Source organism: Citrobacter sp. (assembly GCF_050252275.1).
GTDB classification, from domain to species: Bacteria; Pseudomonadota; Gammaproteobacteria; order Enterobacterales; family Enterobacteriaceae; genus Citrobacter_A; species Citrobacter_A amalonaticus.
In genome coordinates this window covers 14,867-33,383 of the sequence record NZ_JBFWLF010000010.1, presented here as the reverse complement: position 1 = coordinate 33,383, position 18,517 = coordinate 14,867, and the positions used below count along the sequence as shown (strand labels likewise).

Annotated in this window: 17 protein-coding genes; 14 read left to right on the top strand and 3 right to left on the bottom strand. The window is 55.0% G+C overall.

Annotated elements, in window-relative coordinates:
- Positions 1 to 52 precede the first annotated feature (52 nt).
- From murF to mutT, 14 genes are all read left to right on the top strand, one after another.
- A complete protein-coding gene (gene murF / locus AB7E14_RS01865; RefSeq protein ID WP_316962687.1) occupies positions 53 to 1,411 on the top strand; it encodes a UDP-N-acetylmuramoyl-tripeptide--D-alanyl-D-alanine ligase in 1,359 nt (452 codons plus the stop codon).
- Positions 1,405 to 2,487: a phospho-N-acetylmuramoyl-pentapeptide-transferase gene (gene mraY / locus AB7E14_RS01860; protein WP_042997938.1), complete on the top strand. Its 1,083-nt coding sequence runs from the start codon at positions 1,405 to 1,407 to the stop codon at positions 2,485 to 2,487. Before murF ends, mraY begins: the two co-directional genes overlap by 7 nt.
- Positions 2,488 to 2,489: 2 nt before the next feature.
- Complete coding sequence (gene murD / locus AB7E14_RS01855) at positions 2,490 to 3,806, top strand: UDP-N-acetylmuramoyl-L-alanine--D-glutamate ligase (RefSeq protein ID WP_316962688.1); 1,317 nt, start codon at positions 2,490 to 2,492, stop codon at positions 3,804 to 3,806.
- Positions 3,806 to 5,050, top strand: a complete 1,245-nt coding sequence (gene ftsW / locus AB7E14_RS01850; protein ID WP_044255480.1) for a cell division protein FtsW — start codon at positions 3,806 to 3,808, stop codon at positions 5,048 to 5,050. Before murD ends, ftsW begins: the two co-directional genes overlap by 1 nt.
- A complete protein-coding gene (gene murG / locus AB7E14_RS01845; RefSeq protein WP_042997935.1) occupies positions 5,047 to 6,114 on the top strand; it encodes an undecaprenyldiphospho-muramoylpentapeptide beta-N-acetylglucosaminyltransferase in 1,068 nt (355 codons plus the stop codon). Before ftsW ends, murG begins: the two co-directional genes overlap by 4 nt.
- A 52-nt stretch (positions 6,115 to 6,166) precedes the next feature.
- On the top strand, positions 6,167 to 7,642 hold the full coding sequence (murC, locus tag AB7E14_RS01840) for a UDP-N-acetylmuramate--L-alanine ligase (RefSeq protein ID WP_042997934.1): 1,476 nt from the start codon (positions 6,167 to 6,169) through the stop codon (positions 7,640 to 7,642).
- Complete coding sequence (locus AB7E14_RS01835; RefSeq protein ID WP_104445666.1) at positions 7,635 to 8,555, top strand: D-alanine--D-alanine ligase; 921 nt, start codon at positions 7,635 to 7,637, stop codon at positions 8,553 to 8,555. Before murC ends, AB7E14_RS01835 begins: the two co-directional genes overlap by 8 nt.
- Before the next feature lies 1 nt (position 8,556).
- Entirely contained in the window at positions 8,557 to 9,387 is an 831-nt protein-coding gene (ftsQ, locus tag AB7E14_RS01830; protein WP_316962689.1) for a cell division protein FtsQ, read from the top strand.
- Positions 9,384 to 10,646, top strand: a complete 1,263-nt coding sequence (gene ftsA / locus AB7E14_RS01825) for a cell division protein FtsA (protein ID WP_003018755.1) — start codon at positions 9,384 to 9,386, stop codon at positions 10,644 to 10,646. Before ftsQ ends, ftsA begins: the two co-directional genes overlap by 4 nt.
- Positions 10,647 to 10,707: 61 nt before the next feature.
- Positions 10,708 to 11,859 (top strand): cell division protein FtsZ, encoded by a 1,152-nt coding sequence (gene ftsZ / locus AB7E14_RS01820; protein WP_004857884.1) that lies wholly within the window; start codon positions 10,708 to 10,710, stop codon positions 11,857 to 11,859.
- Positions 11,860 to 11,959: 100 nt separating this feature from the next.
- Complete coding sequence (lpxC, locus tag AB7E14_RS01815; RefSeq protein WP_000595473.1) at positions 11,960 to 12,877, top strand: UDP-3-O-acyl-N-acetylglucosamine deacetylase; 918 nt, start codon at positions 11,960 to 11,962, stop codon at positions 12,875 to 12,877.
- Between the two features lie 277 nt (positions 12,878 to 13,154).
- Positions 13,155 to 13,661 (top strand): secA translation cis-regulator SecM, encoded by a 507-nt coding sequence (secM, locus tag AB7E14_RS01810; RefSeq protein ID WP_058587642.1) that lies wholly within the window; start codon positions 13,155 to 13,157, stop codon positions 13,659 to 13,661.
- Positions 13,662 to 13,724: 63 nt separating this feature from the next.
- A complete protein-coding gene (secA, locus tag AB7E14_RS01805; protein ID WP_042997929.1) occupies positions 13,725 to 16,430 on the top strand; it encodes a preprotein translocase subunit SecA in 2,706 nt (901 codons plus the stop codon).
- Positions 16,431 to 16,493: 63 nt separating this feature from the next.
- Positions 16,494 to 16,886, top strand: coding sequence for an 8-oxo-dGTP diphosphatase MutT (mutT, locus tag AB7E14_RS01800; protein ID WP_058587643.1), 393 nt, complete (start codon positions 16,494 to 16,496; stop codon positions 16,884 to 16,886).
- 58 nt (positions 16,887 to 16,944) lie between these two features.
- On the opposite strand, the gene yacG is transcribed toward mutT, so the two are convergent.
- The 3 genes from yacG to coaE are packed head-to-tail and all read right to left on the bottom strand — an operon-like array spanning position 16,945 to position 18,512.
- A complete protein-coding gene (gene yacG / locus AB7E14_RS01795; protein WP_428169299.1) occupies positions 16,945 to 17,139 on the bottom strand; it encodes a DNA gyrase inhibitor YacG in 195 nt (64 codons plus the stop codon).
- 9 nt (positions 17,140 to 17,148) lie between these two features.
- Positions 17,149 to 17,892: a cell division protein ZapD gene (gene zapD / locus AB7E14_RS01790; protein WP_044327645.1), complete on the bottom strand. Its 744-nt coding sequence runs from the start codon at positions 17,890 to 17,892 to the stop codon at positions 17,149 to 17,151.
- Positions 17,892 to 18,512: a dephospho-CoA kinase gene (coaE, locus tag AB7E14_RS01785; RefSeq protein ID WP_044267409.1), complete on the bottom strand. Its 621-nt coding sequence runs from the start codon at positions 18,510 to 18,512 to the stop codon at positions 17,892 to 17,894. Before coaE ends, zapD begins: the two co-directional genes overlap by 1 nt.
- Between the last annotated feature and the right edge of the window lie 5 nt (positions 18,513 to 18,517).

Here is an 18,517-nt window from a genome sequence, read left to right as displayed (position 1 = left end):
GTCTCGACTATTCCGACCGCGTAACTGCGGCGCGCCTGTTGGGGGTGATCGCATGATTCGCGTAACGCTCAGCCAACTCGCCGGTATTCTCGACGGCGAACTGAAAGGGGACGATCTGTCCCTCGATGCCGTCACCACCGATACGCGTAAGCTGACGCCGGGCTGCCTGTTTGTGGCGCTCAAAGGCGAACGTTTTGATGCTCACGATTTTGCCGAACAGGCAAAAGAGGGGGGGGCGGGCGCGCTCTTGGTTAGCCGTCCGCTGGCGGTTGATTTGCCACAGGTGATTGTGCAAGACACCCGTCTGGCCTTCGGCGAACTGGCTGCGTGGGTTCGCGCTCAGGTTCCGGCACGCGTGGTGGCGTTAACCGGCTCGTCCGGTAAAACCTCTGTGAAAGAGATGACGGCGGCGATTCTCAGCCAGTGTGGCAATACGCTCTATACCGCAGGCAACCTGAATAACGACATTGGGGTACCGATGACGCTGCTGCGCTTAACCCAGGAATATGACTATGCGGTCATTGAGTTAGGTGCCAACCACCAGGGCGAAATCGCCTGGACCGTCAGCCTGACGCGTCCGGAAGCGGCACTGGTCAACAACCTGGCGGCGGCGCATCTGGAAGGCTTCGGTTCGCTGGCTGGAGTGGCGAAGGCGAAGGGCGAAATTTTTACCGGTCTGCCTGAAAACGGCATTGCCATTATGAATGCCGATAACAATGACTGGTTGAACTGGCAGAACATTATCGGCGATCGAAAAGTCTGGCGTTTTTCACCGAATGCCACCAACAGCGATTTCACTGCCACCAATGTCCATGTGACGTCACATGGCACCGAATTTTTACTGCAAACGCCTGGCGGAAGCATTGATGTACTGCTGCCATTGCCCGGACGTCACAATATCGCCAATGCCCTGGCGGCGGCAGCGTTGTCGATGGCTGTTGGCGCGACGCTGGAGGCGATCAAAACCGGTCTGGCAAATTTAAAAGCGGTACCGGGCCGTCTGTTCCCTGTCCAGTTAGCGGAAAACCAACTGCTGCTTGATGATTCGTATAACGCCAATGTCGGGTCAATGACCGCCGCGGTACAGGTGCTGTCCGAAATGCCGGGTTACCGTGTGCTGGTTGTCGGCGATATGGCCGAACTGGGCGCAGAAAGCGAAGCCTGCCACGTGCAGGTCGGTGAGGCGGCGAAAGCGGCAGGCATCGACTGCGTATTGAGTTCAGGGAAACTGAGCAAGGCTATCAGCGATGCGAGTGGCGTCGGCGAACATTTTGCGGATAAAGCCGCGCTGATCGCGCGTCTGCAGACGCTGATTGCAGAGCAACAGATAATTACCATTTTGGTGAAAGGTTCACGTAGTGCCGCCATGGAAGAGGTCGTACGCGCATTACAGGAGAAAGGATCATGCTAGTTTGGCTGGCCGAACATTTGGTCAAATATTATTCCGGCTTTAACGTCTTTTCCTATCTGACGTTTCGCGCCATTGTCAGCCTGCTGACCGCGCTGTTCATCTCATTGTGGATGGGCCCGCGCATGATCGCCCGTCTGCAAAAACTCTCCTTCGGTCAGGTTGTACGTAACGATGGTCCGGAGTCCCACTTCAGCAAGCGCGGCACGCCGACGATGGGTGGGATCATGATCCTGACGGCGATCGTTATTTCCGTTCTGCTGTGGGCCTATCCGTCAAACCCGTACGTCTGGTGCGTATTGGTGGTGTTGATTGGTTACGGCATTATCGGCTTCGTCGATGACTACCGCAAAGTGGTCCGCAAAGACACCAAGGGCCTGATTGCGCGCTGGAAATACTTCTGGATGTCGGTCATTGCGCTGGGTGTTGCTTTCGCACTGTACCTCGCCGGGAAAGACACGCCAGCGACAGAGCTGGTGGTGCCGTTCTTCAAAGACGTCATGCCGCAGTTGGGGCTGTTCTACGTTCTGCTGGCGTATTTCGTGATTGTCGGCACCGGCAATGCGGTGAACCTGACTGACGGTCTGGATGGTCTGGCGATTATGCCAACCGTCTTCGTCGCGGGGGGATTCGCGCTGGTGGCGTGGGCGACCGGTAACATGAATTTTGCTAACTATCTGCATATTCCGTACTTACGTCATGCCGGCGAACTGGTAATCGTCTGTACGGCGATTGTCGGCGCGGGCTTAGGCTTTCTGTGGTTTAACACCTATCCGGCGCAGGTCTTCATGGGCGACGTCGGATCGCTGGCGCTGGGCGGCGCGCTTGGCATTATCGCCGTGCTGCTGCGTCAGGAGTTCCTGCTGGTGATCATGGGTGGGGTATTTGTCGTGGAGACCTTGTCGGTGATATTGCAGGTCGGTTCCTTCAAGTTGCGCGGGCAGCGTATCTTCCGCATGGCGCCGATTCATCACCACTATGAACTGAAAGGCTGGCCGGAACCGCGCGTGATTGTGCGCTTCTGGATTATTTCGCTGATGCTGGTCCTGATTGGCCTGGCAACGCTGAAGGTACGTTAATCATGGCTGATTACCAGGGTAAAAACGTCGTCATTATCGGTCTGGGGTTAACCGGACTCTCTTGCGTGGACTTTTTCCTCGCTCGTGGCGTAACCCCTCGCGTGATGGATACCCGTGCGACACCGCCGGGACTGGATAAGTTACCGGAGGCGGTAGAGCGTCATGTCGGCAGTCTGAACGACGACTGGCTGCTGGCGGCGGATCTGGTTGTGGCAAGCCCTGGTATCGCCCTCGCGCATCCGTCACTGAGCGCAGCGGCTGATGCGGGCGTTGAGATTGTTGGCGATATCGAGTTGTTTTGCCGTGAAGCGCAGGCACCGATTGTGGCGATCACCGGTTCGAACGGGAAAAGCACCGTCACGACGCTGGTGGGTGAAATGGCGAAAGCGGCAGGTGTGAACGTCGGCGTTGGCGGCAACATTGGCCTGCCCGCCTTGATGCTGCTGGATGCAGAACGCGAACTGTATGTCCTTGAACTCTCCAGCTTCCAGCTGGAAACCACGTTCAGCCTGCAGGCGGCCGCGGCCACTATTCTGAACGTTACTGAAGATCACATGGACCGGTATCCGTTTGGTTTACAACAGTATCGCGCGGCAAAACTGCGCGTTTACGAGAATGCGAAAGTCTGTGTGGTCAATGCCGATGATGCGTTGACGATGCCGATTCGTGGAGCCGATGCGCGTTGTGTGAGCTTTGGCGTCAACATGGGCGATTATCACCTTAACCGTCAGCAGGGCGAGACCTGGCTGCGGGTGAAGGGTGAGAAAGTGCTGAACGTGAAAGAGATGAAGCTTTCCGGTCAGCATAACTACACCAACGCCCTGGCGGCGCTGGCGCTGGCGGATGCGGCAGGTTTACCGCGCGCCAGCAGCCTGAAAGCGCTGACGACGTTCACCGGTCTGGCGCATCGCTTCCAGTTAGCGCTGGATCATAACGGTGTGCGCTGGATTAACGACTCGAAAGCGACCAACGTCGGCAGCACCGAAGCGGCGCTGAACGGCCTGCATATTGATGGCACGCTGCATCTGTTGCTGGGCGGCGATGGTAAATCGGCGGACTTCTCTTCGCTGAGTCGTTATCTGGAAGGCGATCGCGTGCGGTTGTACTGTTTTGGTCGCGATGGCGCGCAACTGGCGGCGCTGCGCCCGGAAATTGCGGAACAAACCGAGACGATGGAAGAGGCGATGCGCCTGCTGGCGCCGCGCGTGAAGTCAGGCGATATGGTGCTGTTGTCTCCGGCCTGCGCCAGCCTCGATCAGTTTAAGAATTTTGAGCAACGGGGTGATGTCTTTACCCGTCTGGCGAAGGAGCTGGGTTGATGCGTTTATCTCTCCCTCGCCTGAGACTGCCGCGCCTGCCGGGATTTGGCATCCTGGGATGGATCTTTGCGGCGCTTAAAGGCTGGGTGATGGCCTCACGGGACAAAGATTCTGACAGTCTGATCATGTACGATCGCGTGCTGCTATGGCTGACGTTAGGCCTTGCGGCGATCGGTTTCATCATGGTGACGTCGGCATCCATGCCCGTTGGGCAGCGTCTGGCGGGCGATCCGTTTCTGTTTGCCAAGCGTGATGCGCTCTATATTTTTCTGGCATTTTGTCTGGCGCTGATCACGCTGCGTCTGCCGATGGAGTTCTGGCAGAAATACAGTACCACGATGCTGATCGCCTCGATCATTATGCTGTTGATCGTGCTGGTGGTGGGGAGTTCGGTGAACGGGGCATCGCGTTGGATTGCATTAGGTCCTCTGCGTATTCAGCCTGCGGAATTTACCAAGCTGTCGCTGTTCTGCTATCTGGCAAACTACCTGGTGCGCAAGGTTGACGAAGTTCGTAATAACCTGCGCGGCTTTTTAAAGCCGATGGGCGTGATTCTGGTACTGGCGATCCTGCTGCTGGCGCAACCTGACCTCGGTACGGTGGTTGTGCTGTTCGTGACCACGCTGGCGATGCTGTTTCTGGCTGGGGCAAAGTTGTGGCAGTTCATTGCCATTATCGGCATGGGGATTTCTGCGGTCGTACTGCTGATTCTCGCCGAACCGTATCGTATTCGCCGCGTAACCTCGTTCTGGAACCCGTGGGAAGATCCGTTTGGTAGCGGATATCAGCTTACCCAGTCACTGATGGCATTCGGTCGCGGTGAAATGTGGGGGCAGGGGCTGGGCAACTCGGTACAGAAACTGGAGTATCTGCCGGAAGCGCATACGGACTTTATCTTCGCCATCATTGGGGAAGAACTGGGTTATATCGGTGTGGTATTGGCGCTTTTAATGGTATTCTTCGTCGCTTTTCGCGCGATGTCGATTGGCCGCAAAGCGCTGGAGATCGACCACCGTTTTTCCGGATTTTTGGCCTGTTCCATCGGTATCTGGTTTAGTTTTCAGGCTCTGGTGAACGTCGGTGCGGCGGCAGGCATGCTGCCAACTAAAGGTCTGACGCTGCCGCTCATCAGTTATGGTGGCTCGAGTTTGCTGATTATGTCGACGGCCATCATGTTTTTGTTGCGAATTGATTATGAAACGCGCCTGGAAAAAGCACAGGCGTTTACACGAGGTTCACGATGAGTGGTCAAGCGAAGCGGTTAATGGTGATGGCGGGCGGTACCGGCGGACACGTGTTTCCGGGACTGGCGGTCGCGCACCATTTAATGTCCCAGGGCTGGGAAGTTCGCTGGCTGGGTACCGCAGACCGTATGGAAGCGGATTTAGTCCCTAAGCATGGCATCGATATTGACTTTATCCGTATCTCCGGATTGCGCGGAAAAGGCGTGAAAGCGCTGTTGGCCGCCCCTTTGCGTATTTTCAACGCATGGCGTCAGGCGCGCGCAATCATGAAAAGTTTTAACCCCGATGTGGTGCTGGGGATGGGCGGGTATGTTTCCGGTCCCGGCGGTCTGGCCGCGTGGTCACTGGGCATTCCAGTCGTGTTGCACGAGCAAAATGGTATCGCCGGGTTAACGAATAAATGGCTGGCGAGAATTGCTACCAAGGTCATGCAGGCGTTTCCTGGCGCGTTTCCGAATGCGGAAGTGGTTGGGAACCCGGTACGTACAGACGTATTGGCGCTGCCGTTGCCGCAGGATCGTCTTGCCGGACGCGAAGGTCCGATTCGTGTGCTGGTGGTCGGCGGATCGCAGGGCGCTCGCGTGCTGAACCAGACCCTGCCGCAGGTTGCCGCCAGACTGGGTGATGCGGTGACTATCTGGCATCAGAGCGGGAAAGGCGCGCAGCAGACCGTAGAACAGGCCTATGCCGACGTGGGGCAACCCCAGCATAAGGTAACGGAATTTATTGATGACATGGCGGCCGCCTACGCGTGGGCCGATGTGGTGGTCTGTCGTTCTGGCGCATTGACGGTAAGTGAGATTGCCGCAGCCGGTTTACCGGCGCTGTTTGTGCCGTTTCAACATAAAGACCGACAGCAGTACTGGAATGCGCTGCCGCTGGAAAAAGCGGGCGCAGCCAAAATTCTCGAGCAGCCGCAGTTTACTGTGGATGCCGTCGCCAGCACCCTGTCCGGGTGGTCGCGAGAAAGTTTGTTAACCATGGCAGAACGTGCCCGCGCTGCATCCATTCCGGATGCCACCGAGCGTGTCGCAAATGAAGTGATCCGGGCTGCCCGGGCGTAATTGTAGCGGTGCCTTTTGCATCGCCTGAATTGAGAAGTGAATGGCGTAAAGAATGAATACACAACAACTGGCAAAACTGCGTTCTATCGTGCCCGAAATGCGTCGCGTTCGGCACATCCACTTTGTCGGCATCGGTGGTGCCGGGATGGGCGGTATTGCCGAAGTTCTGGCCAATGAAGGGTATCAGATCAGTGGTTCAGATTTAGCGCCTAACCCGGTGACGCAGCAGTTGACGAACCTGGGAGCAACGATTTATTTCAACCATCGCCCGGAAAACGTGCGTGATGCGAGTGTGGTTGTGGTCTCCAGCGCCATCTCGGCTGATAACCCGGAGATTGTGGCGGCGCACGAAGCGCGCATCCCGGTGATCCGCCGCGCGGAGATGCTGGCGGAACTGATGCGTTTTCGTCACGGCATCGCGATTGCCGGGACGCATGGTAAAACGACCACCACCGCGATGGTCTCCAGTATTTACGCGGAAGCGGGACTGGATCCCACTTTCGTTAACGGCGGTCTGGTGAAAGCGGCAGGCGTGCATGCGCGTCTGGGCCATAGCCGTTACTTAATTGCGGAAGCGGATGAGAGCGACGCGTCATTCCTTCATCTGCAGCCGATGGTGGCGATTGTCACCAACATCGAAGCCGACCACATGGATACCTACCATGGCGATTTCGAAAATTTAAAGCAGACGTTTATTAATTTCCTGCACAACCTGCCGTTTTATGGTCGTGCGGTGATGTGTGTTGACGATCCGGTGATCCGCGAGCTCTTGCCGCGCGTGGGCCGTCAGACCACTACTTATGGCTTTAGCGATGACGCAGACGTTCGCGTCGAAGATTATCAGCAGGTGGGTCCGCAAGGGCACTTCACCCTGCTGCGCCAGGGGATGCAAGACCTGCGCGTCACGTTGAATGCGCCAGGTCGCCATAACGCCCTGAACGCGGCGGCGGCCGTGGCAGTTGCGACGGAAGAAGGTATTGCAGACGATGCGATCCTGCGTGCGTTGGAAAGCTTCCAGGGGACCGGGCGGCGCTTCGACTTCCTCGGTGAGTACCCGCTCGAGCCGGTGAACGGTAAAGCCGGTACGGCAATGCTGGTGGATGATTACGGGCATCACCCGACGGAAGTGGATGCGACCATTAAAGCGGCGCGGGCGGGATGGCCGGACAAAAATCTGGTGATGCTGTTTCAGCCACACCGTTTCACGCGTACGCGTGATCTGTATGACGACTTTGCCAACGTGCTGACCCAGGTTGATGCGTTGCTGATGCTGGATGTCTACGCAGCGGGTGAAGCGCCGATTCCAGGAGCGGACAGCCGTTCGCTGTGCCGCACTATTCGTGGTCGCGGTAAAATCGACCCGATTCTGGTTTCCGATCCGGCGCAGGTCGCAGAAATGCTGGCACCGGTATTAACCGGCAACGATTTGATTCTGGTACAGGGCGCGGGAAATATCGGCAAAATCGCGCGTTCCTTAGCCGAAATCAAACTGAAGCCGCAAATTCAGGAGGACGAACAACATGGCTGATAAAATCGCGGTCCTGCTGGGCGGTACCTCTGCTGAACGTGATGTGTCGCTGAATTCCGGCGCGGCAGTGTTGGCCGGATTACGGGAAGGCGGCGTGGATGCACATCCGGTCGACCCGAAAGAGGTCGACGTGACGCTGCTGAAATCAATGGGCTTTCAGAAAGTCTTTATCGCCCTGCATGGCCGTGGTGGGGAAGACGGAACCTTACAGGGACTGCTGGAGCTGGTTGGTTTGCCTTATACCGGCAGCGGCGTGATGGCATCGGCGATCTCCATGGATAAACTGCGCAGCAAGCTGCTGTGGCAGGGGGCAGGATTACCTGTCGCGCCATGGGTCGCGCTGACGCGATCTCAGTTTGAAAAAGGTCTTGACGAAGAACTGGTTAAGCAAATTTCTGCGCTGGGTTTACCGCTGATTGTGAAGCCCAGTCGTGAAGGCTCCAGCGTGGGAATGTCGAAAGTGTCAGAATATGACACTTTACAGGATGCATTAACACTGGCATTTCAGCATGATGAAGAAGTTCTGATCGAGAAATGGCTCAGCGGTCCGGAATTTACGGTCGCGATACTGGGTGAAGAAATTTTACCCGCAATTCGTATCCAACCTGCCGGAACCTTCTATGATTATGAGGCGAAGTATCTGTCTGATGAGACACAGTATTTCTGCCCTGCAGGTCTGGAAAGCGAGCAAGAAGATATTTTACAGGCAGTCGTGCTGAAAGCATGGACAACCCTGGGCTGTAAAGGCTGGGGTCGCATTGACGTCATGCTGGATAACGATGGCCAGTTTTATCTGCTGGAAGCGAATACCTCTCCGGGTATGACCAGCCACAGCCTGGTGCCGATGGCGGCGCGTCAGGCGGGGATGAGTTTCTCGCAGTTGGTAGTACGAATTCTGGAGTTGGCGGACTGATATGTCGCAGGCTGCGCTGAACACGCGAAACAGTGATGAAGAGGTTTCTTCCTCACGTCGCAATAATGGAACGCGTCTTGCAGGTATTTTCTTCCTGCTGACGGTGCTGTGTACCGTGCTGGTCAGCGGCTGGGTGGTGTTGGGGTGGATGGAAGATGCGCAGCGTTTGCCGCTGTCAAAGCTGGTGTTAACCGGTGAGCGCCATTACACGAAGAATGATGATATTCGCCAGTCGATTCTGGCGCTGGGTACGCCCGGCACCTTTATGACCCAGGACGTGAATATCATCCAGAGTCAGATCGAACGCTTGCCGTGGATCAAGCAGGCCAGCGTCAGAAAGCAATGGCCCGATGAATTGAAGATTCATCTGGTTGAATATGTGCCGATTGCGCGTTGGAATGATCAGCATATGGTGGACGCCGAAGGAAATGCCTTCAGCGTGCCGGCCGATCGCACCAGCAAGCAGGTTTTACCCATGTTATCTGGCCCGGAAGGCAGTGCGAGTGAAGTGTTGCAAGGGTATCGTGACATGTCGCAGGTGTTGGCGAAGGACCGGTTTACCCTGAAGGAGGCGGCAATGACCGCTCGTCGTTCCTGGCAGTTGACGCTTAATAACGATATTAAGCTCAATCTTGGCAGGGGCGACACGATGAAACGTTTGGCTCGCTTTGTAGAACTGTATCCGGTTTTACAGCAGCAGGCGCAAACCGATGGCAAACGGATTAGCTACGTTGATTTGCGTTATGACTCAGGAGCGGCAGTAGGGTGGGTTCCCTTGCCTCCTGAGGAATCTAATCAGCAACAGAATCAGGTACAGGCAGAACAACAATGATCAAGGCGACGGACAGAAAACTGGTAGTTGGACTGGAGATTGGCACCGCGAAGGTCGCCGCTTTAGTAGGGGAAGTTCTGCCCGACGGTATGGTCAATATCATTGGCGTGGGCAGTTGCCCATCACGGGGGATGGATAAAGGCGGGGTGAACGACCTCGAATCCGTGGTGAAATGCGTACAGCGCGCCATTGACCAGGCAGAACTGATGGCAGATTGCCAAATCTCCTCGGTCTATCTGGCGCTTTCGGGCAAACACATTAGCTGTCAGAATGAAATCGGCATGGTGCCAATTTCGGAAGAAGAAGTGACGCAGGAAGACGTGGAAAACGTCGTGCATACCGCGAAATCAGTGCGTGTTCGCGATGAGCACCGTGTGTTGCACGTCATCCCGCAGGAATATGCGATTGACTATCAGGAAGGGATTAAAAATCCGGTCGGTCTTTCCGGTGTTCGTATGCAGGCAAAAGTGCATTTGATCACCTGCCACAACGATATGGCGAAGAACATTGTTAAAGCTGTGGAACGTTGTGGCCTGAAAGTTGACCAACTGATATTCGCCGGACTGGCGGCCAGTTATTCCGTCTTGACGGAAGATGAACGCGAACTGGGCGTCTGCGTCGTCGATATTGGTGGTGGTACAATGGACATCGCCGTTTATACTGGCGGGGCGTTGCGCCACACCAAAGTGATCCCTTATGCAGGGAATGTGGTCACCAGCGACATCGCGTATGCCTTCGGTACGCCGCCGAGCGACGCCGAAGCGATCAAAGTTCGCCACGGCTGCGCGCTGGGATCCATCGTGGGGAAAGACGAAAGCGTTGAAGTGCCAAGCGTGGGCGGGCGTCCGCCGCGCAGTCTGCAACGACAGACGCTGGCAGAGGTGATTGAGCCGCGTTATACCGAACTGCTCAACCTGGTCAACGAAGAAATATTGCAATTACAGGAACAGCTTCGCCAGCAGGGTGTGAAACATCATCTGGCGGCGGGGATTGTACTGACCGGTGGCGCGGCGCAAATTGAAGGTCTTGCCGCCTGTGCCCAACGCGTGTTCCATACGCAAGTGCGTATCGGCGCACCGCTGAATATTACCGGTCTGACGGATTACGCTCAGGAGCCGTATTACTCAACGGCGGTGGGGCTGCTTCACTACGGGAAAGAGTCCCACTTAAGTGGTGAAGCTGAAGTAGAAAAGCGTGTTACGGCTTCAGTTGGCTCTTGGATTAAACGTCTTAATAGCTGGCTGCGAAAAGAGTTTTAATTTTTTATGAGGCCGGCGAAAATTACGGCCTCAGGCGACAGGCACAACGGAGAGAGAAACTATGTTTGAACCTATGGAACTGACCAACGACGCGGTGATTAAAGTCATCGGCGTCGGTGGCGGCGGCGGTAACGCCGTTGAACACATGGTGCGCGAGCGCATTGAGGGTGTTGAATTCTTCGCGGTAAATACCGACGCTCAGGCGTTGCGCAAGACGGCGGTTGGCCAGACTATTCAAATCGGTAGCGGTATTACCAAAGGTCTGGGTGCGGGTGCGAACCCGGAAGTCGGTCGCAATGCAGCAGATGAAGATCGTGAAGCTCTGCGTGCAGCGCTTGACGGTGCAGACATGGTGTTTATCGCAGCAGGCATGGGCGGCGGTACCGGTACCGGTGCAGCGCCAGTGGTTGCTGAAGTAGCTAAAGATTTAGGGATCCTGACCGTTGCGGTCGTGACCAAGCCTTTCAATTTTGAAGGCAAAAAGCGTATGGCTTTCGCGGAGCAGGGGATCACTGAGCTGTCCAAGCATGTGGACTCGCTGATCACCATCCCGAACGACAAACTGCTGAAAGTGCTGGGTCGTGGTATCTCCCTGCTCGACGCGTTTGGCGCGGCGAACGACGTGCTGAAAGGCGCTGTTCAGGGCATCGCGGAACTGATTACCCGTCCGGGCCTGATGAACGTCGACTTTGCTGACGTGCGCACCGTGATGTCCGAAATGGGCTACGCGATGATGGGCTCTGGTGTGGCGAGCGGTGAAGACCGTGCAGAAGAAGCTGCTGAAATGGCGATCTCTTCTCCGCTGCTGGAAGATATCGATCTGTCTGGCGCGCGTGGCGTACTGGTCAACATCACGGCGGGCTTCGACCTGCGTCTGGATGAGTTCGAAACCGTGGGTAACACCATCCGTGCCTTTGCATCGGATAACGCGACCGTGGTGATCGGTACCTCTCTGGACCCGGATATGAACGACGAGCTGCGCGTGACCGTTGTTGCTACCGGTATCGGTATGGACAAGCGTCCTGAAATCACCCTGGTCACCAATAAACAGGTGCAGCAGCCGGTGATGGATCGTTACCAGCAGCATGGCATGGCGCCGTTGACGCAAGAGCAGAAACCGGTCGCGAAAGTGGTGAACGATAATACGCCGCAAACCGCGAAAGAGCCGGATTATCTGGATATCCCTGCGTTCCTGCGCAAGCAAGCCGATTAAGAATTGGCTGGAATTTGGGATTCGAGGCTCTTTGTGCTAAACTGGCCCACCGAATGTATAGTACACTTCGGTTGGATAGGTAATTTGGCGAGATTATACGATGATCAAACAAAGGACACTTAAACGTATCGTTCAGGCGACTGGTGTCGGTTTACATACCGGCAAGAAAGTCACCCTGACATTACGCCCTGCGCCGGCCAACACCGGGGTCATCTATCGTCGCACCGACTTGAATCCACCGGTAGATTTCCCGGCCGATGCCAAATCTGTGCGTGATACCATGCTCTGTACATGTCTGGTTAATGAGCATGATGTACGGATTTCAACCGTTGAGCACCTTAACGCTGCTCTGGCGGGTTTGGGTATCGATAACATTGTTATCGAAGTCGATGCTCCGGAAATCCCGATCATGGATGGCAGTGCTGCTCCGTTCGTTTACCTGCTGCTTGATGCCGGTATTGAAGAACTGAACAGTGCCAAGAAATTTGTTCGCATCAAAGAGACCGTTCGGGTCGAAGATGGCGACAAGTGGGCTGAGTTCAGACCGTACAATGGTTTTACGTTGGATTTCACCATCGACTTTAACCATCCGGCGATCGACTCCAGCACTCAGCGCTATGCGATGAATTTCTCTGCTGATGCGTTCATGCGCCAGATCAGCCGCGCGCGTACTTTCGGTTTCATGCGTGATATCGAATATCTGCAGTCCCGTGGCTTGTGCCTGGGCGGCAGCTTCGATTGTGCCATCGTTGTTGACGATTATCGCGTACTGAATGAAGACGGCCTGCGTTTTGAAGATGAATTCGTTCGTCACAAAATGCTCGACGCCATTGGCGACCTGTTCATGTGTGGTCACAACATTATCGGTGCATTTACCGCGTACAAATCCGGTCATGCGCTGAATAACAAACTGCTACAGGCTGTTCTGGCAAAACAGGAAGCCTGGGAATATGTGACCTTCCAGGACGACGCAGAACTGCCGCTGGCTTTCAAAGCGCCTTCGACCGTACTGGCATAACGACACAGGTTGTCGCATAAATTCGACTGGTTAATCTGGCACTCTCTCCGGCCAGGTAAGCCAGTCGTTTTTTTTGGCATTTTCTTCCCTGCCTTGTTGGCAAAAGCGCCTTTCGGTTGTGTTCTTTCGCGTACTGAATCGCGATGCCGTGCGAACGCTGCTTTCTTAAGCACTTTTGCCTGTAACTTCTCATCAATACTGCTGTAGTGCCTGCGCATTAATGATAAGATTTATGCGCAAAAAACGTTTTGAATAATACGATTGGGATGGCAATAACGTGAGTGGAATACTGACGCGCTGGCGACAGTTAGGTAGACGCTACTTCTGGCCGCATCTCTTATTTGGGATGGTCGCGGCGAGTTTTGGCTTGCCCGCGCTCGGAAATGCCGTTGAGCCAACAACGCCGGCAAAGGCGACAGCCAGTAGCCATGAACAGCGCGTTAGAGTAAATTTCAGCCAACTGGCGCAGCTGGAAGCGAGCAATCGTCGCCCCAATTTCACCGTCGATTACTGGCATCAGCATGCTATTCGTACGGTCATCCGTCATCTTTCCTTCGCAATGGCACCGCAGGTGCTGCCCGTTGCTGAAGAACCGTTACCGCTTCAGGCACACCATTTAGCCTTACTGAACACGCTCAGCGCGATGCTGACGCAGGAAGGTACGCCTCCGGCAAGTGTGTCGCGCGTAACGTATGCCCATTTTACGACTCAGGCCGTATTCACCGTTCCCGCCTGGATCAGCCAGGCGCAGGGGATCCGTGCCGGCCCTCAACGCCTCAGCTAAAAAACCCAATAAACTTCAATACATTATTATGACCCCACATCGCGGGGCGTTTGAGATTTCAATATGCTAATCAAATTATTAACGAAAGTATTCGGTAGCCGTAACGATCGTACGTTACGTCGTATGCGTAAAGCGGTTGCAGTGATCAATGCCATGGAACCGGAGATGGAAAAACTCTCCGATGACGAACTGAAAGCGAAAACCGGTGAATTCCGTGCGCGTCTGGAAAAAGGCGAAAGCGTGGAGAGTCTAATCCCGGAAGCGTTTGCTGTCGTACGTGAAGCCAGTAAGCGCGTGTTCGGCATGCGTCACTTCGACGTTCAGTTGCTCGGTGGGATGGTCCTTAACGATCGCTGCATCGCGGAAATGCGTACCGGTGAAGGTAAAACCCTGACTGCAACGCTGCCAGCTTACCTGAACGCACTAAGCGGCAAAGGTGTTCACGTGGTTACCGTGAACGACTATCTGGCGCAGCGTGACGCCGAAAACAACCGTCCGCTGTTCGAATTCCTCGGTATGACCGTCGGGATCAACCTGCCGGGTATGCCTGCGCCAGCCAAGCGCGAAGCCTACGCCGCCGACATTACTTACGGCACCAACAACGAATATGGCTTTGACTACCTGCGTGACAACATGGCGTTCAGCCCTGAAGAACGCGTACAGCGTAAACTGCACTATGCGCTGGTGGATGAGGTCGACTCCATCCTCATTGATGAGGCGCGTACGCCGCTGATCATTTCCGGCCCGGCTGAAGACAGCTCGGAAATGTACAAGAAAGTGAACAAAATCATCCCGCACCTGATTCGTCAGGAAAAAGAAGATTCTGACAGCTTCCAGGGTGAAGGTCACTTCTCTGTGGATGAAAAAGCGCGCCAGGTTAACCTGACTGAACGTGGTCTGGTACTGATTGAAGAACTGCTGGTGAAAGAAGGCATCATGGATGAAGGCGAGTCTCTGTACTCTCCGGGCAACATTATGCTAATGCACCACGTGACCGCAGCGCTGCGCGCGCACGCGCTGTTCACCCGGGACGTTGACTACATCGTAAAAGACGGCGAAGTCATCATCGTTGACGAACACACCGGTCGTACCATGCAGGGCCGCCGCTGGTCTGATGGTCTGCACCAGGCTGTTGAAGCGAAAGAGGGCGTGGATATCCAGAACGAGAACCAGACGCTGGCCTCGATCACCTTCCAGAACTACTTCCGTCTGTATGAAAAACTGGCCGGTATGACCGGTACGGCAGATACCGAAGCGTTCGAATTTAGCTCAATCTATAAACTGGATACCGTAGTAGTGCCGACCAACCGTCCGATGATCCGTAAAGATATGCCGGATCTGGTCTACATGACCGAAGCGGAAAAAATTCAGGCCATTATTGAAGATATTAAAGAGCGTACCGCCAATGGTCAGCCGGTACTGGTGGGGACTATCTCCATTGAGAAATCCGAAGTGGTTTCTAACGAACTGACCAAAGCGGGCATCAAGCACAACGTTCTGAACGCAAAATTCCACGCCAACGAAGCGGCCATCGTCGCGCAGGCGGGCTATCCGGCGGCGGTGACCATCGCCACCAACATGGCTGGTCGTGGTACCGATATTGTGCTGGGCGGTAGTTGGCAGGCTGAAGTGGCCGCGCTGGAAAACCCAACGCCAGAGCAGATTGCACAGATTAAAGCCGACTGGCAGGTTCGCCACGAAGCGGTGCTGGCGTCCGGAGGTCTGCACATCATCGGTACTGAGCGTCATGAATCTCGCCGTATCGATAACCAGCTGCGTGGTCGTTCCGGTCGTCAGGGTGATGCGGGTTCTTCGCGTTTCTACCTGTCAATGGAAGATGCGTTGATGCGTATTTTTGCCTCTGACCGCGTGTCCGGCATGATGCGTAAACTGGGGATGAAACCGGGTGAGGCCATTGAGCACCCGTGGGTCACCAAAGCGATTGCTAACGCGCAGCGTAAAGTGGAAAGCCGCAACTTCGATATTCGTAAGCAACTGCTGGAATACGATGATGTTGCCAACGATCAGCGTCGTGCGATCTATACCCAGCGTAACGAACTGTTGGATGTAAGCGACGTTAGTGAAACCATCAACAGCATTCGTGAAGACGTGTTCAAAGCCACGATTGATGCCTACATTCCGCCGCAGTCTCTGGAAGAAATGTGGGATATCCCGGGTCTGCAGGAACGCCTGAAAAATGACTTCGATCTGGAGATGCCGATCGCAGAATGGCTGGATAAAGAACCAGAACTGCATGAAGAGACACTGCGTGAGCGTATTCTGGCGCAGGCCATCGACGTGTATCAGCGCAAAGAAGAAGTGGTTGGCGCAGAGATGATGCGTCACTTCGAAAAAGGCGTCATGCTGCAAACGCTTGATTCCCTGTGGAAAGAGCACCTGGCGGCGATGGATTACCTGCGTCAGGGTATCCATCTGCGTGGCTATGCGCAAAAAGATCCGAAGCAGGAATATAAGCGCGAATCCTTCTCGATGTTTGCCTCTATGCTGGAATCACTGAAATACGAAGTGATCAGTACGCTGAGCAAAGTTCAAGTTCGCATGCCGGAAGAAGTTGAAGCCATGGAGCAGCAGCGTCGTGAAGAGGCGGAGCGTTTAGCGCAGATGCAACAGCTAAGCCATCAGGACGACGACAGCGCCGCGGCGGCCGATCTGGCGGCACAAACGGGCGAGCGTAAAGTAGGTCGTAACGATCCGTGCCCGTGTGGTTCTGGTAAAAAATACAAACAGTGCCACGGCCGTCTGAGCTAAGGTCTGCATAATAACGATGTCTGAAGGCGCAGGATACTGCGCCTTTTTTATGGGTACGACAATATGAAAAAACTGAACATCGCGGTCGGGATTATTCGTAATCCGTATAACGAAATCTTTATCACCCAGCGTGCGGCCGACGCGCATATGGCGAATAAACTGGAATTTCCAGGCGGAAAGATTGAGGCCGGAGAGACGCCGGAGCAGGCGCTGAGCCGCGAGCTACAGGAAGAGGTGGGCATTACGCCGGTAGGTGCCACGCTTTTCGAGAAGCTGGAGTATCAGTTTCCGGACAGGCATATCACGCTGTGGTTCTGGCTGGTGGAAAGCTGGAAAGGTGAACCGTGGGGAAAAGAGGGGCAGCCTGGAAAATGGATTGCCGCCGGGATGTTGCAGGCAGAGGATTTCCCTCCGGCGAATGAGCCCGTGATTGCGAAGTTAAAACAAAACCTGTAGGCCGGATGAGGCGACGCCGACGCACGGTGGGGGAGTATGATCCCCACACCGTCTCTGTTTACTCTTTCGTTTCGCTCCAGTCGTCGCTGTCGGAAAGATCGCTGCTGCTGGCAATGCGTTTCTCTTCTGCGGCCCAGTCACCTAAATCGATCAACTGACAACGTTTGGAACAAAACGGACGGAATGGACTGACTTCACCCCATACAACCGTTTTGCCACAGGTGGGGCAATTTACGGTGATCGTCTCAGACATCATAACTCCTTAACAGCAGGCCAGTTCGAAATCGAGGCGCTCAGGCACCACGCCATTGTCGCTATCGAGCGGCATAAAACGGATCGCAAAACGGCTCTTGTGGCCGGAAATTTGCGGATAAAGCTGTAAACCCAACGGCAAATGCAGGCGCAGTAAGTCTGCGTCTTCCCCGTTGTCCTGATAAAAGCCATTCAGGCTGGTTTGTTTACGAAACGGTGCTGAGTTGCGAATTAAATCAAGGATCAGAGTCAGCGCCTGATTCAGCGGGCGCAGGCTGGCAAGCCAGCTATCGACCTGCGCATCACGCTGTGCCTGTGGCATATGCAGCCAGATATGCAGCGTCGGTAAATCAAAGCTGCAACAACCGCCGGGAATACTCAGACGCTGGCGGACCAGGGCAATCAGCCGATCCTCACGCAAAAATTGTCCCATGCGCGGCGCGGAAATCAAAATACTGCCGGCCGTTTTTAACTGCTGGCGCAGAGCATCAATACGGCTCTGGTCGACGCCCGGGACTTCTGTCCATGCCTGAAGTTTACGCTGCTGGCGCTCAAGCTCTTTCAGTAATTCTGTACGCACTTCACCACGTTCGAATACGTCCAACAAATCTCCGGCATTGCGAAAGAAATGCAGGGCATCTGAACTCTCTGCAATCGGTAAGCGTGCAGAGAGTTGTTGAACCAAAAACTCAATGCGCAACCATGTGCGCATCTTCTCATTGAGAGGGTGTTCAAAAAGGACCTGGGTGTGCATTACGGTTTTTCCTGTGAGACAAACTGCGACGCAAGCTGGAGATAACGTGCGTGCAGGCGGGCGACATCCGACATGATGGAATCTGGTGCGCCATTATTATCAATAACATCGTCTGCCACGGCAAGGCGTGCTTCACGCGTCGCCTGAGCAGCGAGAATCTGTTCAACGTGTGCGCGCGTAACGTCATCGCGCTGCATGGTCCGGGCAAGCTGCGTCTCGGGGGTGACATCCACCACGAGTACGCGATTGGCCTGGCGATAAAGGCCGTTTTCAACCAGTAATGGCACCACCCACAGCACATATGCAGACGTTGCCTGTTGCAACTGACGTTGGGTCTCCTGCTGGATGAGCGGATGAAGCAAGGCACTGAGCCAGGCCTTCTCTTGCGGATCAGCAAAAATCCGTTCGCGAAGCAGTCGACGATGCAGCGTGCCGTCTGCGGCAATCAGTTCAGGGCCAAAATGCGCCGCAATCGCATCCAGCGCAGGCTTGCCCGGTTCGACCACCTGGCGGGCAATAATATCGGCGTCAATTATCTGAATTCCGAGGTCAGCAAAGGCATTCGCAACGGTGCTTTTACCACTGCCAATGCCGCCAGTTAAGGCTACTGTATACCTCATAAGCT